The organism is Paenibacillus sp. FSL L8-0494 (assembly GCF_038003695.1).
GTDB lineage: Bacteria > Bacillota > Bacilli > Paenibacillales > Paenibacillaceae > Paenibacillus_AQ > Paenibacillus_AQ odorifer.
This window is the reverse complement of the sequence record NZ_JBBOPQ010000001.1, coordinates 5,065,218-5,088,165: the sequence shown is the minus strand read 5'-3', so window position 1 is coordinate 5,088,165 and position 22,948 is coordinate 5,065,218. Positions and strand designations below refer to the sequence as shown.

22 protein-coding genes are annotated in these 22,948 nt (G+C 43.8%); 18 read left to right on the top strand and 4 right to left on the bottom strand.

Translation table 11 applies throughout. The annotated features are described in order from the left end of the window. The first annotated feature begins 32 nt into the window (after positions 1–32). The 14 genes from NYE35_RS23130 to NYE35_RS23065 all read left to right on the top strand — a co-directional run bounded on the left by NYE35_RS23130 (position 33) and on the right by NYE35_RS23065 (position 15,436). Positions 33–464 carry a MarR family winged helix-turn-helix transcriptional regulator gene (locus NYE35_RS23130; protein ID WP_036683144.1) on the top strand — a complete coding sequence of 144 codons (432 nt, stop codon included), beginning with the start codon at positions 33–35 and terminating at the stop codon, positions 462–464. Between the two features lie 18 nt (positions 465–482). Beyond that, positions 483–1,865 (top strand): MATE family efflux transporter, encoded by a 1,383-nt coding sequence (locus NYE35_RS23125; RefSeq protein WP_341122101.1) that lies wholly within the window; start codon positions 483–485, stop codon positions 1,863–1,865. 191 nt (positions 1,866–2,056) lie between these two features. Next, a complete protein-coding gene (locus NYE35_RS23120; RefSeq protein WP_036683142.1) occupies positions 2,057–2,962 on the top strand; it encodes a carbohydrate ABC transporter permease in 906 nt (301 codons plus the stop codon). Positions 2,963–3,025: 63 nt separating this feature from the next. Beyond that, complete coding sequence (locus NYE35_RS23115; protein WP_052097522.1) at positions 3,026–3,808, top strand: carbohydrate ABC transporter permease; 783 nt, start codon at positions 3,026–3,028, stop codon at positions 3,806–3,808. Positions 3,809–3,948: 140 nt separating this feature from the next. Then, on the top strand, positions 3,949–5,313 hold the full coding sequence (locus tag NYE35_RS23110) for an ABC transporter substrate-binding protein (RefSeq protein WP_339809607.1): 1,365 nt from the start codon (positions 3,949–3,951) through the stop codon (positions 5,311–5,313). A gap of 104 nt (positions 5,314–5,417) precedes the next feature. After that, entirely contained in the window at positions 5,418–7,217 is a 1,800-nt protein-coding gene (locus NYE35_RS23105; RefSeq protein WP_076275116.1) for a cache domain-containing sensor histidine kinase, read from the top strand. Beyond that, a complete protein-coding gene (locus NYE35_RS23100) occupies positions 7,192–8,790 on the top strand; it encodes a response regulator transcription factor (protein WP_076100510.1) in 1,599 nt (532 codons plus the stop codon). The genes NYE35_RS23105 and NYE35_RS23100 overlap by 26 nt, the downstream gene beginning before the upstream one ends. Positions 8,791–8,814: 24 nt before the next feature. Continuing rightward, the gene (locus NYE35_RS23095; RefSeq protein WP_341122100.1) at positions 8,815–10,680 is read left to right on the top strand and encodes a DUF2264 domain-containing protein; all 1,866 of its coding nucleotides are present in this window, start codon (positions 8,815–8,817) and stop codon (positions 10,678–10,680) included. Beyond that, positions 10,670–11,785, top strand: coding sequence for a glycoside hydrolase family 88 protein (locus tag NYE35_RS23090; protein ID WP_341122099.1), 1,116 nt, complete (start codon positions 10,670–10,672; stop codon positions 11,783–11,785). The genes NYE35_RS23095 and NYE35_RS23090 overlap by 11 nt, the downstream gene beginning before the upstream one ends. A 222-nt stretch (positions 11,786–12,007) precedes the next feature. Further along, the gene (locus NYE35_RS23085; RefSeq protein ID WP_076147952.1) at positions 12,008–12,673 is read left to right on the top strand and encodes an amino acid ABC transporter permease; all 666 of its coding nucleotides are present in this window, start codon (positions 12,008–12,010) and stop codon (positions 12,671–12,673) included. After that, a complete protein-coding gene (locus tag NYE35_RS23080) occupies positions 12,654–13,331 on the top strand; it encodes an amino acid ABC transporter permease (RefSeq protein ID WP_036683130.1) in 678 nt (225 codons plus the stop codon). The genes NYE35_RS23085 and NYE35_RS23080 overlap by 20 nt, the downstream gene beginning before the upstream one ends. Positions 13,332–13,353: 22 nt before the next feature. After that, on the top strand, positions 13,354–14,109 hold the full coding sequence (locus tag NYE35_RS23075; RefSeq protein WP_076100519.1) for an amino acid ABC transporter ATP-binding protein: 756 nt from the start codon (positions 13,354–13,356) through the stop codon (positions 14,107–14,109). A 19-nt stretch (positions 14,110–14,128) separates the two neighbouring features. Next, the gene (locus tag NYE35_RS23070) at positions 14,129–15,004 is read left to right on the top strand and encodes a cysteine ABC transporter substrate-binding protein (RefSeq protein ID WP_038572649.1); all 876 of its coding nucleotides are present in this window, start codon (positions 14,129–14,131) and stop codon (positions 15,002–15,004) included. Positions 15,005–15,124: 120 nt separating this feature from the next. After that, a complete protein-coding gene (locus tag NYE35_RS23065) occupies positions 15,125–15,436 on the top strand; it encodes a hypothetical protein (protein WP_036683223.1) in 312 nt (103 codons plus the stop codon). Between the two features lie 83 nt (positions 15,437–15,519). On the opposite strand, the gene NYE35_RS23060 is transcribed toward NYE35_RS23065, so the two are convergent. Both NYE35_RS23060 and NYE35_RS23055 read right to left on the bottom strand, forming a co-directional pair. After that, positions 15,520–15,732: a hypothetical protein gene (locus NYE35_RS23060; protein WP_038572647.1), complete on the bottom strand. Its 213-nt coding sequence runs from the start codon at positions 15,730–15,732 to the stop codon at positions 15,520–15,522. Positions 15,733–15,978: 246 nt separating this feature from the next. Then, positions 15,979–17,424 carry a hypothetical protein gene (locus tag NYE35_RS23055; RefSeq protein WP_341122097.1) on the bottom strand — a complete coding sequence of 482 codons (1,446 nt, stop codon included), beginning with the start codon at positions 17,422–17,424 and terminating at the stop codon, positions 15,979–15,981. Between the two features lie 54 nt (positions 17,425–17,478). Between NYE35_RS23055 and NYE35_RS23050 the strand changes: the two genes are divergently transcribed. The 3 genes from NYE35_RS23050 to NYE35_RS23040 all read left to right on the top strand — a co-directional run bounded on the left by NYE35_RS23050 (position 17,479) and on the right by NYE35_RS23040 (position 19,537). Then, positions 17,479–18,090, top strand: a complete 612-nt coding sequence (locus NYE35_RS23050; protein WP_341122096.1) for a DedA family protein — start codon at positions 17,479–17,481, stop codon at positions 18,088–18,090. A 149-nt stretch (positions 18,091–18,239) separates the two neighbouring features. Beyond that, on the top strand, positions 18,240–18,593 hold the full coding sequence (locus tag NYE35_RS23045) for a VOC family protein (protein ID WP_341122095.1): 354 nt from the start codon (positions 18,240–18,242) through the stop codon (positions 18,591–18,593). A gap of 242 nt (positions 18,594–18,835) precedes the next feature. Then, a complete protein-coding gene (locus NYE35_RS23040; RefSeq protein WP_036683116.1) occupies positions 18,836–19,537 on the top strand; it encodes a DUF421 domain-containing protein in 702 nt (233 codons plus the stop codon). Positions 19,538–20,238: 701 nt separating this feature from the next. On the opposite strand, the gene NYE35_RS23035 is transcribed toward NYE35_RS23040, so the two are convergent. Next, on the bottom strand, positions 20,239–20,640 hold the full coding sequence (locus tag NYE35_RS23035; RefSeq protein WP_036683113.1) for a VOC family protein: 402 nt from the start codon (positions 20,638–20,640) through the stop codon (positions 20,239–20,241). An 84-nt stretch (positions 20,641–20,724) separates the two neighbouring features. Beyond that, the gene (locus NYE35_RS23030; RefSeq protein WP_235219488.1) at positions 20,725–21,585 is read right to left on the bottom strand and encodes a LysR family transcriptional regulator; all 861 of its coding nucleotides are present in this window, start codon (positions 21,583–21,585) and stop codon (positions 20,725–20,727) included. A gap of 183 nt (positions 21,586–21,768) precedes the next feature. Between NYE35_RS23030 and NYE35_RS23025 the strand changes: the two genes are divergently transcribed. Beyond that, positions 21,769–22,941, top strand: coding sequence for an MFS transporter (locus NYE35_RS23025; RefSeq protein ID WP_036683107.1), 1,173 nt, complete (start codon positions 21,769–21,771; stop codon positions 22,939–22,941). Positions 22,942–22,948: the final 7 nt, after the last annotated feature.

Sequence of the window (22,948 nt, the reverse complement as noted above, 5' to 3'; positions counted from 1 at the left end):
TTCTAACTAATTCAAAAGAGGAGGGAATAACAATGAACAAACCCGTTGTAGACACACCATTTTCTAATTTAATACGAGAGATTGGGATAAAAATAAAAGGTACAGCTGACACCAGGTTAAATGAGTTAGGTCTGAATTCACAACAAGGCCGCATGATCGGCTATATTTTTGAGAATCAAGCAGAAGGGGTTATTCAGAAGGATTTAGCGGAGGTCTTTAACAGGAAGGGGGCGAGCATCACCAGTATGCTTCAGGGGTTGGAGAAGAAAGGGTATATCCAGCGTGTCACTCCTGAAAATGATGAACGTCAAAAGAGTATTTTTGTATTGGAAAAAGGTGCTCTTTTAGTGGAAGAGTTCAATGAGATTTTCTCTGAGGTAGAAGCAAGCATTACTAAGGCGCTTAGTCCGGAAGAAACTGCAACCCTAAAGTCTTTACTTCAAAAAGTTAGTTCGAGTTTATAAACGTTCGGAGGTTCACTTATGACAAATGAGTTCTCAAATCAATATTATTTAGAGTCGGCGCCCATGAAAAAAGCGATCGCTCATTTATCGATTCCCATGATGATTGGGATGTCTGTGGGTACTATTTATAATGTAATCAATGCTTATTTCATCGGCTTATTACACAATACAAGTATGCTGACCGCAATCACGCTGGGCCTGCCTATTTTCACCGTTTTAATGGCTTTTGGAAATGTATTGGGGGTAGGCGGAGGAACATTTATAACCCGCTTGGCGGGGCAAAAAGAGACGGAAAAAGGGAAAAAGGTTGCTGGATATACTTTTTACGGGAGTATTGTAGTGGGGCTTCTTATCGCGCTCATCGCTTGGTTAGCTATTAATCCGATCACGCGAATGCTTGGTGCAGATGCTGCTACCTTAGACTTTACGAAGTCTTATGCGCTCACTCTTTTTGCCGGCGGATTTGCTGTTGTGCTTAATTTTGCTTTGGAACAACTGGTCCGTTCGGAAGGGGCCTCGAAGGAATCAATGTATGGTATTTTTATCAGTACGGCTTTAAGTTTGATTTTTGATCCTTTATTTATTCTCGTGCTGAATTGGCATGTTGCCGGAGCTGCTTTGGCTATGGTTTTAGCAAATTTGGGCTCTGCCATTTATTATATTTACTTTTTGGAAACGAAAAGTGAGCATTTAAGAGGATTTTTGAAGCATTTCAAGATATCTGTACGAGATCAGCTTGAGGTTTATAAAATAGGTACAGCGGAGCTATTGCAAGCCAGTTTTTTAATTGTCAGCACGCTTTTGTTAAATAACTATTCCATTCAATATGGGGAGAGTGTGGTCGCCGGATTTGGTGTGGCTTTAAGAATTGTGCAGATTCCAGAATTTTTATCGATGGGTTTATTTTTGGGATTGATTCCGCTATTTGCTTTTAACTTTGCTAGTAAAAATACGGAGAGACTTAAATCCAGCATCAAATACGCTTTTGCATATATAGGCGGCATTGCAGTTGTTTTTGTGAGTCTAGTATATGTGTTTAGAGGAACGATTCTTCATTGGTTCTCAGGCGATCCTTCTGTGTTAAGCATGGGAACTTATATTTTGGCAGCTATGCTGATTTCGGCTTTATTTAATGGATTTACCGGATTATTTATGAGCATTTTTCAAGCAACGGGGCAAGGCACACCCACTACTATTATGGCAATAAGCCAAGGTGTATTATTTATACCGATGATTATCGTATTGCATTCTATTTTTGGCCTGCACGGTGTGATTTGGTCGATGACTGTGACTGAGGTAATAACGAGTGTGATGGGTGTGGTTTTGTTTATGATTTTTCGGAAAAAACTGAATAGTGCGGGCGGGGATGGAAAAGGCGCTGTAGAGGTTACGCCGGTATAACGCGATTGCTTTATGTAAAACTCAATATGGATTTTGTTTACTGCGGGAGCTTGGCTCGCGCTTTTTTTGCGTTGTGCAAAAGGAATATAAAACTGTTGGATCGGTAAAATTCGTTCCAAAATGAACAATTCTAGTTCTTATGATGACCGCTTACTTTTTCTACAATTATGGATAAGTAAAGGAGGAGAACTATGATACGCAAAAAAAGGTTTCATCTTAACATGGACACACGCGAAGCGATGGCGGGATATCTATTCGTTGCTCCGCTTATGCTTGGGCTGATCATCTTGACCTTGATCCCGGTGCTGGGCTCACTGCTGTTAAGCTTCACGGACTGGAACTTTGTGGCTGGGTTAGGGGGGATTAAGTTCGCGGGCGTGGATAATTTCATCAGGCTGTTTCATGATGATGCTTTTATGAAAAGCTTGCTGAACAATTTGCTCTTTATTATCACAGTACCGGTTACGATCATCGTTGCCCTGCTGCTGGCTATCCTGATTGATAAACAGGTTTTTCTGAAGGATTTGTTTAAAGTGATTTATTTCCTTCCTTATATCTCCAGTGTAGTAGCCATCGCTATGGTTTGGCAGGTTATGTTTCACCCTTCGCTGGGACCCGTCAATCAATTCCTGATGTCACTGGGGTGGAACAACCCACCCAAATGGTTAGCTGATATCCATTATGCTCTGCCGTCGCTGATGCTGATTCAAGTCTGGATTCAGCTCGGTTACAACATTATTATTTTTATCGCAGGTTTACAGAGTATTCCAAAGGATCTTTATGAAGCGGCTGATATTGATGGTGCCAACGTCTGGCGCAAATTCCGCAACATCACGGTTCCCTGCATTTCGCCAACTACCTTTTTCCTGCTGGTAACAGGGGTTATCGGCTCATTTAAAATCTTTGATCTGATACAAGTATTGACCCAGGGTGGACCGGCTAACTCCACGACCGTTATCGTCTACGAGTTATATGATACAGCCTTCAATCAGCTGAAGACAGGTTACGCCTCTAGCATGGCACTCGTTCTGTTCCTTATTTGCCTGATCATTACAGCCTTGCAGATGTTGGCGCAAAAAAAATGGGTCAACTATTAAAGGCGGAAAGGAGAAATTACAGTGAAAAAAGAGCTTCTATCCAGAACCTTCTGGACCATCGCCATGGGACTGCTAGGTATCGCATTTCTTTTACCGTTCCTATGGATGTTATCCACTTCCTTTAAGCTGGAGAAAGATGTGTTTAACTTTCCGATTCAATGGTTGCCACAGCAGTGGAACCTCATTGAAAATTATAAACAGGTATGGTCGGGTGACTTCGCTCGCTATTATGGAAATTCCATTTATATTACGCTGGCTACGACTATAATTAATGTGCTGATATGCGCACTTGCTGCTTATGGGTTCTCCAAGCTGCGTTTTCCGGGCAGGGATGCGATGTTTATAGTTGTATTGGCACTTTATATGGTTCCTCCGCAGGCTTCGTTGGTTCCACAGTTTCTACTGTTTAACTGGCTGAATTTAATTGACACACATTTGGGATTGATCCTGATTAACAGCTTTAGTATTATTGGAGCGTTTATGCTCAAGCAATTTTTTATGGGGGTAAACAACGAGTATCTTGAATCGGCGCGGATGGATGGAGCAGGGCATTTTCGCTCTTTTCTACAGATTGCCTTTCCGCTGATCCGTCCCGCTGTAGCTACTTATGCTATTTTGCGCTTTATTTGGACCTGGAACGACTATCAATATCCACTCATTTTTTTGAAATCTAAAGAGTTGTTTACGATTCAGCTGGGGATCCGGTTGTTCGGGGATCAATACGGGGATGTCTATTCACTCATGATGGCTGGTGCGGTATCTGCAATTCTGCCGTTGCTCATCATTTTTGCACTCGGACAGAAGCAGGTTATTGAGGGAATTGCCCTCGGAGGTGTGAAAGGATAATAAAAGTCAAAATAGTTTCTCTTCGGTAGAATATGAGAACTTTCCTCGTCAATCCTACATGTTAGGATGTTCTTGTAAGCAGTTACATAGTCACTGGTTATTAAGCGAGTGATGCCCAACACATTTATAGGAGGGTCTAAATGAAAAAGAAATTATTATCTGCATTCATCATCACATCGATGGCGTTATCATTGGCCGCTTGCGGCGGAAATGCGAAAACCAATAATGCAGGAGCGACTAATGCACCCGATGCTGGTGGAAATTCAAAGCCTGCAGCAGAGAAGGTTACCCTGAAGCTGAGCACCTGGCAGACAGAAGCCAAAGCGAAATGGAGCACGATTATCACGGAGTTTGAGAAGACGCATCCCGATATTCATGTGGAAGTAGATTTGCTGAATGAAAAAGGTGATTCGGTTGCCTCTATGCAGAAGCTGGATTTGATGGCGGCTGCGAGCGATCCGCTGGATATTGTCGAACTGCCTTATACCAACTATTCACAGCGTGCAGATATCGGGTTATTGGAACCGATGGATGACTATATTCAGAAGGAAGGTTATAAGCTCGCAGATGAATATCTGGTGGACACTACGGTCAATGGCAAAATCTATGCGTTACCGTCTTCCATGCAGCGCTGGTTCGTGCTCCTTAACAAAGAAATGTTAGATGAAGCAGGCCTTCCGGTTCCGACAGATTGGACATGGGCGGATTTCGAAGAGTATGCCAAGAAATTGACCAAGGGCGAGGGCGCAACGAAACGTTTTGGCGCGTATCTGCATAATTGGCCGGATTATTTCCAGCTCCAACTGATGAGCAAGTCTACGGATAATACTTTTCTAAAAGCTGATGGAACCTCCAATGCACTTGACCCGCAATTTAAGGCTAATCTGCAGATGATGAAGAAAATGATGTACGAAGATAAGAGTGCCACTCCTTATGAGGATATTATTTCGCAAAAACTAGCTTACCGGAATCAGTATTTTAACGGTTTAGCAGCGATGCTTCCGATGGGCGACTGGATGGTTGCGGAATCGGGTGGAACGGATGCCATTCCGGCAACCTTTGTTACCGCGTTTGCGCCGATTCCCCGACTTGAGAGTGAGAGCAAACACTACTCACCCGTACAGCCGACCTACATGGGAATAGCCGCTAAATCCAAGCATAAGGAGGCTGCCTATACCTTTGTGCGCTGGTATACCTCAGAAGGACTTGAAATCGGTGGACGCGTTTTCTCTGGCTGGGCCAAATCGGATACGAACAAATTAGTGGATACAATTGTGAGTGGTTCTAAGGATGCCTCTAAGATTGATGTCGATTCTCTGAAATATACGATGGAGAACTCGACACCTGGTGCAACGCAAGTTCCGGCTAAATATGCGGATGAAGCTAAGAACAACGTTATTCCAGAAGCGGAGATGTATCTCCTTGGCCAACAGGATCTGGATGTCACGGTTGCCAATATCGATAAAAAAATAACGGAAGTTGTTCAGAACAATAGCGGAAAGTAAGCGGAGGCTGATTGTACGCTTTTCAAAGGGGGCTTATAATGTGGGGGCAGGAAAGCATTTCTGCCTCCTGCTCCAAATTCAAACAGATGTGGGGCCTGTAATCCGTGTTTAGAAAGCATCAATCCCTCCGTAAGAAACTTGTCTGGTCATCGCTGATCTGCGTCCTGATCCCGCTTATCTGCATTTACATGGTTACTGATTATTTGACCCGGGATCTCATTCTGGAGAAAGCGGTTGGTAGCGCAAGAGAATCTTTAAATGCAGCCAGCGCCAATATGAATGCCATATTTGAACAGACACTGGAACAGTCCAATTTTGTGCTCCAGAACAGCGAGATCAGGCAGATGATGTCTGCCGATTCTGAGTCGCTCCGTGCACCAAAGCAGATCATTCAGTATAACCGTATGTCGCGGATGCTGGATGATATGTTTGTTTTAACAGAATATTTGAAAGTGACGTTAATCGGAAAGAATGGTTTTATTTATACCAGCTATCCTTACAGTGACTTTAATCCGAGTAATTTCTACAACAAGAATTGGACATCGTTGCTGAAACAAATTCAACCCATCTCGACTTATTGGAGAGCGGAGCACGATACTTACTACAATTATTCTGATAAAGGCTCAGCTGATTGGGTAACCATTGCAAGGCCGATTCAATCGACCTCTAGCAGTACCATCGGATATTTAATTATTAATATCAATGAGCGCAAGCTCCGTCCTTATCTAAATAACGATAATGATAAAGAGATGATGCTTTTGGATGACAAGGGAACTGTAGTTTCCCATGCTGATAAGGCCCGAATCGGAGAGACGATGACGTGGTTGAAAAAGGATGGCGAGGTTGACACTGTGGAAATCGACGGAGAGAAGTTTTTATATGTTGATCAGGAGCTGAGCAGCAACAAATGGCGGATGGTCAGCATTATCCCGCTGAAGGCAGCCTTGTCAAAAAATAAGCAGATTTTATTTATCAGCCTGGCGGTGCAGATTCTTTTCTTTACTTTGTTTTCCGTTCTCTTAACCGTTCTAATCTCAAAGCTGACTCAGCCTATCGTAAAATTAAGCGCTTTTGTAAAGCGAATAGGTCGTGGTCAGTTAGATGAACGTTCGTTCATTCGAGGGAATAATGAGGCAGCACAGCTCGCCCGCACCATTGACCAGATGCTAGATCGGATCGAGTCTATGATTGAACAAATCACTTATGAACAGACGGGAAAAAGAAAAGCCGAACTAGAGATGCTACAAGCGCAGATCAATCCACATTTTATGTTTAATCTGCTGAATTCGATTCGCTTAAATATTCTGATGCAAGGCGATCGGGAGAATGCTGAGTTGATTGGTTCGCTGTCGTCTTTGCTCCGTATGACCTTTAACAGGGACAATGAGTTTATCCCGCTTCGTGAGGAGACAGATACGATATCGCATTATGTCACTTTAATGAATTTCCGCCATGCCAATCAGGTCAGGCTGGAAATGAATTTAGCGGACGGGAGCGCTGAAGCACTGGTGCCTCGATTTATGATTCAACCCATGATCGAGAATGCCATCATCCATGGCTTCGAGCAGTTTGGTGGCGAGATTTTTATTGAAGCTCGTATTGTTGCAACTACGGGAAGCTTGGTTATCACCATTAAGGATAATGGGATCGGGATGTCACCGGAAACTTTAACAAGACTTCGTGAAACCGCATACAGCAGCGAACAAATTACAGAGGAGGACAGAAAAGGGTTCTCCGGCATAGGTTTACGCAATGTGGCCCAACGCCTCAGTATGATTTATGGCGCTTCTTTTAAGCTGAATATTCAAAGTGAACCTGATGTGGGCACGGAGATTTGTCTGGAGTTTCCTCTGGATTACGGAAAGGTGGGTGTGGAGAATGCTGACGGCAATATTGGTGGATGATGACTATCCGGTTATCCGTTATTTGTCGCAGGCCGTACCTTGGAGTGAGCTCGGTATTGAACTCATCGGTTGTTATTATAGCGGTCTCGAGGCTTGGGAAAAAGCACAGCAGAGTCCACCAGATCTCATTATTACCGATATTGGCATGCCCAAGATGAACGGGCTGGAGATGCTGGAGCTATTCAGAGCTGTGCAGCCCGGAATCCGTGCGATTATTCTCTCCTGCCACAACGAATTCAAATACGCCCAGCAAGCGCTGAAATTAAACGTAGGAGAATATATTTTAAAGGAATCACTGGATATTGAGCAGTTACAGCAAGCGATTAGAACCCTTGTGGCGGAAGTGGGACTGAATAGGCAGCAGCATACGGAGATGCTGGTTTATAAGCAAAAGCAGTCTCAAAATCGCGCCGCGCTGAAGGAAAAGTTTCTAAAAGATACCTTGTATCAATCCTGGGACAAGGGGGCTTGGATCGAGCAGGCCCGATCAAACGGAATTATGATCCATGCCAAAAACTATATTCCGCTGGTTATTGTAATTGACCGTCCAGAGGAAGCTTCAAGGGTGCGCCGGATGAGTGAATATACGATTTCTTTTGCAGTTGAGAATATCATGCAGGAAGTGCTTGAGGCTGATCACAGTCTGTTTATTTCGAGATACAGCCATAAGGAGATAGTCATTCTCTTTTGTAGCGACCAGCCTTCCAAAGATCACCAGGCAATCTATCACTCCATTCAAAATGCGGCCTCTGCGGTTCAGAAATATCTTAAACTTTCTGTCTCTTGCTTATTTGGCGCTGAGGCGCGCAGTCCTGAGGAAATTCGTGGGACATTGCAGCGGATGCTGAAGGAGAAAATACAGCGCTTTTATCTCCCTGCGGCGGGAATTCACCGTTTTGAAGAAGTCTGCTTTTCCGGAGAAGATATTTATGCTGAATATGGAACCTTGTACGCTGTTATCAATGATGATATTGCCTTGAACAGGAACACGGAGCTTCGCGTTCATGTAAAGGAATGGAGGGAATGGGTGGCCTCGCAAAAATTCCATCCGAATGAAGTCAAGGAATGTGTGCTTCGCTTGCTGATGGACTTGCAGATGAAGACGAAACAGCTTCTGCAATCTCCATTGCCTATAACCGAAGAAAAGCTATTTAGCGTGGTTGGTGACATTGAAACTCTGGAGCATTTGGAACAATGGCTGGTGCAGTACTTGGAGGAATTAGCGCGGAAAATAAGTATGTTCTCCATCAAGTCTAAACGGAGTGAAGTCATCAAAGCCCAGCAGTTCGTGATTAGTCATGTGACGGAGAAAATAACGCTGGAGGACATGGCAGGCCGCCTTAACTTAAATGCGAGTTATTTCAGCCGCTTATTCAAACGGGAAACAAACCAGAACTTCATTGAATATGTAAATATGCTAAAGCTTCAGAAGGCAAAGGAGCTGCTTAACCAATCTGAAAAGACAGTGGAAGAGATCTCCGAGTATTTGGGATATGCCAACAAAAGTTATTTCATCAAGCTGTTTAAACGGGAAATGGGCATGAGACCTAGCGAATATGCGGCTTGGCATTAAGTGTGGACAGGAGGAAACATTGCTGTGGAAATAAAGGCCACTAAAAATGAATTACAGATGTTCCTAAATGAACTATATACTCCACTGGAGAGCAGATTTACTTCTGGTTGTGCAGGAATTAATATGGGCGCTACAGGATCGATTTACAATGAAGCTACAGCGCTTATGGAAGCTTTCGCACGTCCTTTATGGGGCCTTGTTCCTCATGCCAGCGGTGGAGGGGAAAGTGCACTCTGGCCGATGTTTCTGGAAGGGATCATCAACGGAACAGACCCGGAGCATGAAGAATATTGGGGGCAATTTACTACCAAAGATCAGCGTATGGTAGAGCAGGCCGTGTTGGGATTGGGGCTTGCTCTTGCACCACATAAAATGTGGGAGCCGCTGAGCGACACGCAGAAAATGAATGTATATAACTGGCTGAATCAGATTAATCATGTGGATCGTTCCAATCCGAATAACTGGCTGATGTTCACGGTTCTTGTGAATGTGGGCTTCAAGAAAGTCGGATTGCCTTATGATCAGAGCATAATGGATGATTATCTAGCGAAGATCGATAATTACTATCTTGGTGACGGTTGGTATTCCGATGGATTGACCGATCAGAGGGATTATTATATTGCTTTTGCTATGCATTATTATACGCTGATATACGCTAAGCTGATGGCGGATGATGATCCTCAGAGAGCTGCTGTTTATCGGGAAAGATCCGCACGATTTGCCGAGGATTTCATTTATTGGTTCGCTGAGGACGGAAGCGCACTTCCTTTTGGTCGTAGCCTGACCTATCGTTTTGCACAGGTTTCTTTCTGGAGCGCGCTGGTGTATGCAGAAGTGGTTCCTTTTTCATATGGCGTTCTTAAGGGAATCATTATGCGCCATTTTCGTTGGTGGTTTGAACAACCTATTATGGGATTAGACGGACTGCTTAGCATCGGATATGCTTATCCGAATCTAGTTATGACAGAGAGCTACAACGCCCCCGGATCTCCGTATTGGGCCTTTAAAGCTATGCTTATTCTTGCCTTGCCAGATGATCATCCTTTTTGGCAGGCGGAGGAAGAGCCGCTGCCTATTTTGAAAGAGGTACGGGCTCTCCAAGAGGCGCGAATGCTTGTGAGTCGTCCGGAAGGAAACAGGCATGTTATTGCCTATACCTCTGGCCAGATGGCTAATTTTGATATGGCCCATAGTGCAGCCAAATATTCTAAATTTGCATACTCCACTCTGTTTGGCTTTAGTGTCCCGAAAGCGGGTTACGGGTTGGTTCAAGGCGCTTACGATTCTACACTCGCACTATGCGAATGTGATGAACACTATCGGGTACGCAGATTCTGCGAGACCTGGGAAATCGGAGACAGCTATGTATATTCCCGCTGGCATCCCTGGAGTGATGTAGATGTGGAGACATGGATTATTCCGGCAGGTCTATGGCATGTTCGTGTTCACAGCATTCATACTGCCCGGCGGCTGGATGTAGCGGAGGGTGGATTTGCCATTGGCCAGTCAGCTGGCTTCTCGCACAGTGAACGGGAAACCATTAAGGTATCAAACACTGCTGTTTCGGTGCAGCTGCCCTGGGGAATCAGTGCCATACATAGGCTAAGCGGCTTTGATCGGGGAGAGTGCGTACATCCCGAGCCGAATACCAATCTGCTGAAGCCGCGGACACTTCTTCCGAGCTTGTGCTCCAGACTGGAACCGGGAGATCAAGTATTGATATCTGCTGTCTTCGGAGCGACGAATACTCCGGAGAACCAGGCAAGTCTTGCTTCACCACCGCTTATTCAATGGCACTCGGACGGAAGGGTTGCTGTATACGAACCTAGTAACGATACACTTTTGCATACTGTTGATTTAAGGGAAGGGAGAAACAAAGATGTGGAATAAGGCTATTGAGGATGCGATTCACAAAGTTGGGAGCAATATGGCTAACCATCCGGGCAAACTGCCTCATATCGCTGAGGGGCAACAGTACGAATGGGGAGACAACGACGACTGGATAGAGGGTTTCTATGTTGGGATGATCTGGCTTGTCTATGAATATAGTAAGGATTCATGCTATAGGGAGGCGGCAGCCTCTTGGTTAGGGGACTTCAAGCATCGTCTGGATCAGCACATTGCCCTGGACCATCATGATATTGGTTTCTTGTATACACTGACTGCAGTTGCGGAGTGGAAAATAACGGGCAGCGAAGCTGCGCGAGCTGTCGGCCTGCAAGCTGCGGACACGCTGTGCAAGCGCTGGCGTGAACCAGCAGGGATTCTTCAGGCCTGGGGACTGGAGAGTGACCCGGAGAATGCGGGACGTATCATTATTGACTGCTTGATGAATTTACCTCTATTGTTCTGGGCAGCGGAGGAAACAGGAGATAAGCGCTATTATGAAATAGCGCTCGAACATGCGTTTAAGAGCCGGAAATTTCTTGTGCGTGGGGATGCCTCCTCTTACCATACTTTTTATTTTGATCCGGCTACCGGAAATGCAATTCGTGGGGGAACACATCAAGGTTATGAGGACGGATCGACCTGGACACGGGGTCAAGCTTGGGGAATATACGGTTTTGCTCTGGCGTATCGCTATACGCAGAATGAGGATTTTCTTAAGACCTCTAAGAGCCTAGCGGATTATTTTATCAGCCATCTACCGGAGGACAGTGTGGCTTATTGGGATTTCGATGTGCCAGTGGGAGCGGACACCCCTCGCGACAGCTCGGCTTCGGCGATTGCTGCAGCCGGTCTTTTGGAACTGCTCGATCACCTAGGCGTAGATGATCCGGACCGGGCCATTTATGAAGTTGCTTTACACCGTAGCATGAAATCCCTAGTGGAACATTATGCGACATCTGGAAATCCGGAAGCAGAGGGACTTCTAAAGCATGGTTCTTATCATGTGAGAGGTGGACGTGTGCCTGATGGTCATATGATTTGGGGAGATTATTATTATTTGGAAGCGTTGATCCGCTTGCAGACTGGCATCCGAGGCTATTGGTAGTGGGATGTTAGAATGTGGAAAGGTTTAGCCTATAGAAAAAGGAAACTGCTAAGACTAATCTCTTAGCGGTTTTCTTTTTTTTGTGGACTACTATACAAGAATTTTAAAACGTAGTTATTTACTTGGAATAGTATGAATAAAATCATATCACCACACGTAAGGTTTAATGTAAGATTTTGATAATTATTAGAAATTAAGAAAAGGGGATCGGGTTACTCAGATATGAATTTAGACTGGGAGTTTATCTATGAGAGTTTGCCGCTTTATAGTGAGGCGATGTGGCTGACAGTGAAGCTAGCGTTGTTAGCTATTGTCTTCTCACTCCTTATTGGCTTACTGTTTAGTATCGTCTTGTACTATAAGGTCAAAATCGTAAGTGATGTTATTAAGATCTACATTGAGCTTTCACGGAACACCCCTTTACTTGTGCAGCTCTTTTTTCTTTACTATGGCTTACCTAAGATCGGAATTCACTTTAGTGAGATGACCTGTGCGATTGTAGGCATGACATTTTTGGGCGGGAGCTATATGACGGAGGCTTTTCGTGGTGGGTTCGAGGCAGTTAGCCAATCGCAGATTGAATCAGGTCAGAGCATTGGACTGTCTAAGCTGCAGCTGGTCAGATATGTTATTTTTCCCCAAGCCTTTGCGATAAGTATTCCTTCTTTAGGGGCAAATGCGATCTTTCTGCTGAAGGAGACCTCTATTGTAGGTGCCATTGCTTTAATGGATTTAATGAATGTGGCAAAAGACTTGATCGGCATGCATTACAAAACAGCGGAGTCTCTGCTCCTTCTGGTACTCGCCTATTTGGTGTTAGTCCTGCCCTTATCGCTTTTATTGACTTGGGTGGAAAGGAAGGTGAGATATGCAGAATTCGGGGATTGAGGTGCTTTTTGAAGGTTCTAATTTCGAACGATTATTAGGGGGCTTACTTGTAACGATTGAAATTTCATTCCTCTCTATTGGAATCGGTACGTTATTAGGTATCCTTATGGGATTGCTCCGGACGCTGGGATCGAGGCCTTTAAGGTTTATATTACGTCTTTATTTGGAGACCTTTAGAATTATTCCGATTCTAGTGTGGCTGTATGTAGTACATTTCAGTTTCTCTCCATTACTTCATATCGATATCAGCGGGGAGGCTACCTCTATATTGGTGTTCAGCTTATGGGGAGCTGCGGAGATTGGGGATCTTGTTCGTGGAGCTTTGCAATCTATGCCAAAACATCAGGTGGAATCTGCTAGGGCGCTAGGTCTGAGCAGCAGTCAACTTTATCGGCATATTTTGATTCCGCAGGCTGTACGCAGAATGCTGCCGGGAATGATTAATCTTGCCACACGAATGATCAAGACAACATCACTGGTGGTGCTGATTGGAGTGATTGAGGTGGTAAAGATCGGGCAGCAGATTATTGAACTCGGCGTGATAAAAGCGCCCACCGCTTCCTTCTGGGTATACGGCTTTATCTTTATATTATATTTTTCTGTATGTTTTCCGTTATCCAGACTTTCGAAAAAAGTTGAAAGCAGATGGCAAAATTAGGGCTTAGGAAGGAACGGTTGTAATGGCAGATTCCGGAGAACTCCTGCTGGAGGTTACACAATTACACAAATATTTTGGAGAGCGAAAGGTTCTGGACGGCATTGAATTGCAGGTGGCAAAAGGAGAAGTAATCGTTATTCTCGGTCCCTCTGGCTGTGGAAAAAGTACGTTCCTGCGTTGTCTTAACGGTTTGGAACCGGTTCAGGAAGGGGCGATACAATATCGTGGGCAGAACCTTGCGGGGGCTGCTGTAGATTGGCGTGAAGTTAGGCAGCATATCGGAATGGTCTTTCAAAATTATGAGTTATTCCCGCATATGACGGTTATGGATAACATTCTTTTAGGCCCTCTAAAAGTACAAAAGAGAGAGCTTAAAGAAGCAACGCAGCAAGCGGAACAGCTCTTAGAGCGGGTTGGGCTGCTTGAGCGTAAACTGGACTATCCACGGCAGCTTTCCGGTGGACAAAAGCAGAGAATAGCTATAGTAAGAGCTTTATGTATGAATCCGGAGATTATGTTATTTGATGAAGTGACGGCATCCTTGGATCCGGAAATGGTTCGGGAAGTGCTTGATGTGATCTTAGGGCTTGCTCAGCAAGGAATGACGATGATCATCGTGACTCATGAAATGGGGTTTGCCAAATCGGTTGGGGATCGGATCGTGTTTATGGATCAAGGCAAGATATGTGAGATCGCTGCCCCGCAACAATTTTTTACCCACCCTGCGACAGAACGTGCCCAGCATTTTCTGGATATATTTCAGTACGAAAAATTATAGAAATAGGAGAGGAAGAGAAATGAAGAAAAGTTTGAAATGGCTAACGATGCTGGTAGGTGTAAGTATATTATTGATGGGATTGGCTGCTTGTGGCAATAGTTCGGATAACAATGGAAACTCAGCATCTTCTAAATTCACTTCTATTGAACAGCTAAAGAAGAAAGGGAAGATTAAGATCGGCGTATTTGCAGACAAACCACCTTTTGGTTATGTGGACGCTGAGGGTAAAAACCAAGGGTTTGATGTGTATATTGCCAAGCGGTTTGCCAAGGATCTGCTAGGAGATGAATCGAAGGTTGAATTTGTATTAGTTGATGCTGCCAGCCGCGTGGCTTATCTTGAATCGGGTAAGGTTGATATCATTATGGCTAACTTTACGGTCACCGAGGAAAGAAAAGAAAAAGTGGATTTTGCTAATCCGTACATGAAATTGTCCTTTGGGGTCGTATCCCCAGACAGTGCTCCAATCACTTCCATTGATCAATTAAAAGGGAACAAGCAAAAGCTCATTGTAGCTAAAGGTACGACAGCGGAAACCTATTTTACCAAAGAATATCCGGATATTGAATTGCTCAAATTCGATCAGTACACCGAGATTTTTGCAGCGCTTAAAGATGGTCGGGGGGCGGCAATCGCTAACGATAATACAGAACTCATTGCCTGGGCTAAATCAAATCCTGGATTTACGGTCAGCATTCCTGCTTTCGGGGGTCAGGATACAATTGCTCCAGCAGTGGCAAAGGGGAATAAGGAATTATTGGACTGGATTAATACAGAACTTGATACCCTTGGTAAAGAACAATTTATCCATCAAGCCTATAAAGAAACCTTAAATGAAATTTACGGTGAAGGATATACCGATGAGCTTGTTGTTGAAGGTGGGAAAATCCAGTAACAGATTAGGAATAACATTGCGGGGGCATCTGAGAAGATGCCTTTTCTGCTGATAGACTATTGCAATTTCTATAATGCCGAGTATAATACTGGGTATACACAGAATAAGGAGTCGGTGAAAATGTCTGTCGATGATTATCTGGATCTTCTAAACTACGCCAAAGCAATTAACGATGGACAGTGGCAAGCTGACATCATAGACCGTTTGAATAAGCTGAGTAAGGCTTCTCATGCTGAGACAACAGAACAAAGTGTGAACGAGCTGTGGATTCAATTCGACGATATAAATGCAATATTAATGGATTTATTTAATAAGCTGAGGGAAAGTGTGGATCCAGTAGAGCAGTATCGGTGGAAAGAGAAAATCTGGGAGTTAAAGCAGGAACGGATTAATCTATCGAAGAAGATTCAGAGTAGATATATCAGGATATAATTTAAGCCCACATTGTGATAAAAAAGAAAATAAAAAAAGGCATGCAGTTAGTCTGCTCTGCCAAACTTACGATGGTCTATAGGCTACTTAGACATTTGCATTCCTTCGCGCATCATTGTCATACACATAGTCATCATTTCATCGCAGTCCTGCATTTTTTTCATCATCATATCCATGTTCATATCCATCATGCCCATTTCAGACATTTTTTCCATGCCCATCTTCATACAGTTCATCTTAGACATCATATCATCCATACACATGTTCATCATCATTTCCATACACATCTTGTCCATTTTTAATTCCTCCCTTCTTTTAAATTACCTTTCTTCCATAAAATACTATACAATTTCGGAACAATCAACGCTAGATTTGATATTTTACTAACTTATTTTTCTTATTTGTCGTAATTATGTATATCCTTACCATGTGGATGTTATTAATCAGAATACTTAATTGCGGATCGGTGACTATTGGCTAGATTGCCTCAGGTCAGCGTTTTTTTTGCGTTCTACAGAGTGAGGAATTAACGAGCCGGATCATCACTTTGGGATAAACGAGAAGACACTGCCATAGGTCCCTGTAAATACGGGCTGACCGAATTTTTGTGTCCATTCCTTGAGTAGCTTATATGAGACCTTTTTGCTCGTAATAACATAATCGGGATGATCGTAATTAACGATCTCGGGAAGGTATTCAGAGAATCCGTGCATCGAGCGTTCAAAAGCAGTCCAACCCAATACGCCAAGAGAATCTTTTGTCACGAAGGGATCTTGTCTGCCATCACATAACACATCTCCCCCTCGGAACATGACATAGCCGGATGAACCGTAGTGGGCGAGAACTTTGGGACGTGTACCTTCAGGTGTATGCTGCAGAATATAGTCCATTTCATCTACAGGATATTTTTTAGCGTCAATTACTGGTGGTACAAGGAACAGATAAGCAATGTTTAGCAGCAGACCAACTGCCAGTAACCCTCGTAATGTACTTTGTCGGACTAGAATACCTGTTTTGGTGAACTCAGGAAGCGCATCAAAAAATACAGCCGCAAAATAGGGAATGAACAGCCACATAAACAGGTTTTGCTTGAAGTTTGATACACCGAGGTATAGAATCCCAAGCATAAGAAAAAAACGGAACGGTTTACGCTGGAGTGCAAAAGGAAGTGTGCAGGCAAAGAACAAAAGCAACAGTAGAATGGGCAAATTATCCAAGCTATTGAACCGAATCGGCTGCCATTCATTAATCAGCAGGTTAAAGTTCTTTTTCGTTACTGTCAAAATAAACAAGAGGCTTTTTACGCCGCCTGGATTTAGAATGCCAACTAACCAGATGAGACCGAAGACTATAATTTTACGCTCATTCAGCGTTTTTTGGATCAATGATTCAAGCAAGGCCATCCCTGTAAATACAGCAATTACAAGCCATACTCCTGCATGGAAATTGGCAATGCCAATAGAAAGGGCAATCATCGCAGCGGCATATTTCTTTTGAGCACTCATTTGATATTCACGCAAATATACGAAAAACCAGACAATCATAAACGAAGAGATCATCTGTGGACGGCCTTTGAAATAATTATAATAAATCCAGCAAGAAATTAGCAGCACAAAAGGGAGCAGGAGAACATGGTCTTCTTGAAGTCCCAGTTCTTTGCGTGAAACTTTACCCAGCCGAAGCAATCCGAGCACTAAAAAGAACAAGCATACAGCGGTCAAAATATACACACCCGGCCATCCAAACGCTGCATAAAGCGGGGCAACGAGCAGCTGGAATCCGAATTGATGAGGGACGTAGGGCAGCTTATTTCCGTAAAAAGTATGTATGGCATGATGTAGAACTTGTCCGTGCTCGATCATATATTGTCCTAGCTCTATATGCCAGAAGGTATCGGGAACATTGTAAGAAAATTTAGGGAACATCAGCAAGATAGCGGCTATAACGAATATGCCGTACAAAAGTTTGTGTATATTGAATTTCACCATTATTTTGTTTCCTTTCTTATATAATAGAAAATTTATGAAGCGGAGTGAACACTCATGCATCAACTATTTACGTGGATATCTGAATCCGCGCTTCACCTTGTTAATTCTATGGGCATTTGGGGCATATGGTTAGGGATGATTCTAGAGAGTGCCTGTATTCCCATTCCCAGCGAAGTGATTATGCTCAGCGGTGGCTGGCTGATTGCGCAAGGTTCGCTTACTTTTATGGAAGTTGCTGTTGCTGGGATATTCGGAAACCTACTGGGTTTCATCATTGCCTATTATATTGGTAAGGCTGGTGGACGCCGGTTATTAGAGAAATACGGAAAATATATTCTCCTGAATGAGCATCATTTGGAGCAATCGGAGCGTTGGTTCGAGCGTTATGGCGAGAGTACCGTATTTTTTACTCGTATGTTACCCTTTATTCGTACTTTTATCTCACTGCCCGCAGGGATTGCTGGAATGAAAGCTTGGAGATTCATAACATTTACAGCACTCGGCTGTATCCCGTGGAACTTAGCTTTGATCTATCTGGGATACCGCTTAGGTGACAACTGGGGTATCGTGGAGCAATTTATTCGCCCAATCAGTTATACCATTTGCGGAATCGTGGTGCTTCTTGTGTTGAGATGGTTAGTACGGAGATTTCGTAACCAGACTTAATGCCAACTCTTCGGGGGTTTTCTGCTCGGTGAGCCTCGCAGCTTATTATGGATAAATTAAGGTTAGGAACGTCGATGCTAGAATTAACTGTTATATGTTGAATGTATTCTATATTCAAGATTAATCTACTTATGTCTGGGAGGTTTGAAATGAAGGTCAAACGAATCGTCGCCAATATAAACACGAAGGATATCACGGCAGCTAAATGCTTCTATGAGGATGTGCTCGGTCTTGATTTAATGATGGATCATGGTTGGATTAGAACTTATGGTTTAGACGAGGAGATGAGCATTCAGATTAGTTTTGCCTCACAGGGTGGCTCAGAAATGCCTACGCCTGATCTATCAATTGAAGTCGATGATGTCGATGCTACATTTGAAAGCATGAAGAAAGCTGGATTTCCGATAGAATATGGGCCTGTTGATGAGCCTTGGGGCGTTCGGCGATTCTATGTCCGCGACCCGTTTGGCAAACTTATTAATATCCTTGCACATAGACATTAGAAGAGTGGTCACGGCGTGCAGAAATCTTGATTGTTAAACTGTCGAATAGCGATAGCTAAATGATGACATAGGGGCAGCCGGTCAGGGGATCGGCTGCCTTTGTTCAACTAACGGGCAGTAGAGCGTAATGTCGCTGATACAAAAAACTAACATTACATAAAGTGTTGCTACGAATTGTATGTCTTGGGTAGAGATAGGGCAACCTAATTAATGGAAAATAAGATAACGGAGGAAAAGAGCGCGTGGATTTTTTTAAGAGCCAAGAGTCATTGTCGGCAATAGGGTGGATTTTACGCTCGATTGTCGGATTTGTATTCCTTATAATTGCTGCCAAAATGATGGGTCAGCGTTCAATATCGCAGCTTAGGTTTCTTGATTTCATCATCGCGCTGACGCTGGGAAATATTATTGCGCATCCACTGTCGGACGAGCAACTTGGCCTGAAGGGTTCCATGATTACGACTCTTTCGCTCGTGATCCTATACATAGTCGCGATCTGGCTCAGTTTAAAGATCCCACTGTTAAAACAATTTTTCGATCCTCCAGCGATTACTCTTATTCAGGAAGGGAAGCTTAATTACCGGAACCTATCGAAGGCAAAGTTACCTATTGATTTTTTGTATGCAGAGCTGAGAAAGTCGAGCGTAGAGGATATCTCGAAGGTTGCCTTTGCTTCATGGGAGCCAGGCGGTACTCTTTCTGTCTTCGTAAATACGGCTTATCAGCCTGTAACTCCGGCTGATCTGAAGTTGGCCACACAACCATTTAACCTGACCAAACCGATTATTGTGGATGGCCACATTGAACATGCACTGTTACGCGAAATCGGCAAAAACCGCGAATGGCTGGAAACGGTAATACAGCCCCACTTATTGAACAATGTCATCTTGGCAACCGTAGATAGTAAGCTTACAGTGCAGGTACATGTGGTTGAGGGTCCATAAACGTATGTTTCCTCCGAAAGTGTAATCGCGTAGCCATGAAATTTGAATATATAATACGGTTCACCGTAATGCTTCCAAATACAAAGTACAGTTTGACCACAAAATGTATATCAGTATATAAAGCAAAAAACACTCCTGACAATGGAGTGTTTTTTGTTATTCAAATTTATTTGAGGTCCATGTAGCAATTCCATTCATTGGACATGCAACAACCAGCCAATTATCAAATTCTACTCCCACCTGCCAACATTCATACTTCTCATGAAAACCATTAACAAATAATATGCTTCCTGATTCCAAGTTTATAATTAAATGTGGAGTAACGTCTCCCAATTTTATATCTGTAATTTTTTCACGTCTCAGCTTTATTATTTGACTTTCATTACTAGGGTATTGAGAGGGAACTGAATCAAATATAGTCCACTTTGATTCAATGTTCAGGTACAGTTGACCAGCTAAATCATCGAACTCGTTCAGCGAAGTCCCTATTTTCTTTATTCATTCCGTTCCCAGCTCTTTTCATCAACGTATAAGCAAAATTTTTACACCATATCTTGGATTTGTCGGTGTTGGCTTTTCGCTTCAAATTTCACTCCTAAAAAACTCAATTACGACACAAAGGCAGCCAGTCAATGGAGCGGCTGCCTTTGTTTAGCTAACGGAAGGTTAGTTCAAATATGCAGGTGACCTGCGTTTTTATATTAGCGTTTTGGCATTTTGCTCTCATCCATGTACAGCAGATTCCAGCGGTGACCGTCCAGGTCGGCAAATCCTGCGCCGTACATCCAGCCGTCAGTTTCACTTGGCTTGCCAAAGATGTTTCCTCCGGCAGACTCTGCTTTTTGGATAAAGGCATCTACTTCTTCTCTGCTTTCAGCACCAATGGAGAATATTACTTCAGCGCTATGGGAAGTATCTGCGGTCTTTGAACCTGTGAATTTCTCAAACGCCGCATCCGGAAACAGCAGAATTGTTGTTTGGCCTATAACAAGCTTGGCTCTCTCGTTACCAACACTCACCGCTTGGAATCCAATCTCATTGAAAAAGGCAGTTGACCTCTCAACATCTTTGACTGGCAGGTTAATCCAAATCTCCTGTGACATGGCTGTAGCCTCCTAATATATTTTCAACTATTCCTACTATACTCTACTTCTGGCAGCAGAAGCGATCTCTTTCGCAACTCACCTTTAATTGAAATACTCGATAGTTTTCTCAATAAATGCCTTGGCCGATTTTGTCAGAAAACGGTCGGAACGATGAATGATCTCAAAGTGACGATATGGCGGATCGTCTGTAATTCGGATGCAGTGTAGTGTTGGTTCATTCATCGCTTGGATCAGAGGATAAGGCAGCAATGTTCCTCCGACGTTGGCTTTAACCAAGCTAATAATGGAAGTTGCCGAACTGGTCTCCATGATCGTATTCAAGCTGAAGCCATATTTACGGCAATAGCCATCAACCAATTCTCTGCCTGTAAATCCTTCGGGGAACATTACAGTTTGGATATTACGCAGTTCCTGGATTCCAATTGTGCTTCGTTCAGCCCAATCATGTTTCTCGGAAACGACAAGTACATATTCTTCACTGCACAAAGGAATGCGTACAAGCCGGTCATCAGGAGCGGAAATGATCTCGATCCCGATGTCTACTTCATTATCCAGTACTTGATTCAAGACGTAGATCGAAGAGATAACCTTCAGCTGCACCTTAGGGAATCGCGTATGAAAATTCACGAGTAATGGGGTGAGCCGATAGTCCAGATCGGAAGGGAGAACACCAATTACCAACCGCCCTCGTTGATCATTGCGTAATTCAGCTAACGCATCCTGGGTATTCTGTAAATGCCGAATCATCTGTACACAGTGCTCCAGAAAGAGATTTCCGGCCTGAGTCATCACAATCTTTTTGCCGACTCGGTCAAATAAGGGAACTCCGAGTTCATCCTCGAGCGCGCGTATTTGTTGACTCAACGTAGGCTGAGATATGCCAAGCTTCTCAGCTGCTCGTGTAAAATGAAGCTCCTCACACACAGCAATGAAGTTTTCCATCTGACGAATCTCCATATGAATGACCTCTAATCATTGGTTTTTGTAATCATTTTAATAGAAACTATAGTATTGTTCAATCATTCTAATGATTCTATACTTAATCGTGCACCATCCAAAGATCTGTTATTAACAAATAGGATCATGGGTGAATGCATCGATACTACTACCATGAGGTGATTCATAATGAAACTTTTTTATATCGTCTTGGCGCTTATTCTGGCTTCACTGAATTTACGGCCACCCATTACATCCATTTCTCCTCTAATGAGCACCATTCAGAATGATCTGGGTATAAGCGGGATTACCGCCAGTCTGTTAACCACACTTCCGGTATTATGTATGGGTATATTTGCTCCGTTCTCCGTACGATTAAGCAGAAGGTGGGGAAATGAGGGTGCAATTGTTCTGGCTTTAATCCTCATTGGGTTAGGTACGGGATTACGATGGTTTGTTGGTACAACTCCTTTGATGATGTTCACTTCTTTTCTGTCCGGTGTAGGGATTGCATTGGCAGGGCCGCTGTTGTCCAGCTTCATTAAGCAGTACTTCCCTGACCGAGTGGCATCCATGGTGGGTATTTACTCTACAGCGATGGTGATGGGGGCCAGCATTAGTGTGGGACTATCGGTTCCGCTACAGCATACGCTGGGTGGTTCGTGGAGAGGCTCGTTGGCTGTATGGGCATTACTCGCAGCCATTGCATTGCCGATATGGTTGAGATTAGCCTGGTCTGCGCACGCAGATCGACAATCCGGTAAAATCTCCAGTGTACTTAATGCACCACTTCCGGTGAACAACAAACGTGCCTGGGTGCTGACATTATTCTTCGGGCTGATGGCAGCGATCTTCTATTCATTGACCGCTTGGCTTGCACCAGCAATCCAAAGCCAGGGGTATAGTCAAGAGACGGCCGGCAAAATCCAAACTTTATTTACATTGATATCACTGCCCTCTACGTTGTTCATTCCCATGCTTGTACATCGTTACCAAAGACGTGTATTCTGGCTTGTCGGGTGTGCATTATTGGAGTTGATGGGTGTCCTGATGCTGAACCTAACCGTTAGCCCCTGGCTCGCGGCGATTCCGCTCGGTATTGGAGCGGGTGGGCTGTTCCCGATTGCACTGATGTTGCCCATTGATGAAACAAGCAGTGCTCAAGAAGCCAGTAGCTGGTCCGCAATGACCCAATCTGGTGGCTACATTCTCGGAGCGCTTGGGCCGCTAGCCATTGGCTGGCTGCACGATGCAACAGGCAGCTTCGTTCAAGCATTTTATGGATTGGCTGTAATCATCGTGCTTCAGATTATCGTTCAAATGGCTATAGGAAATAAAAAAAAGTTCTCCAGCGAGTTATGATAAACCG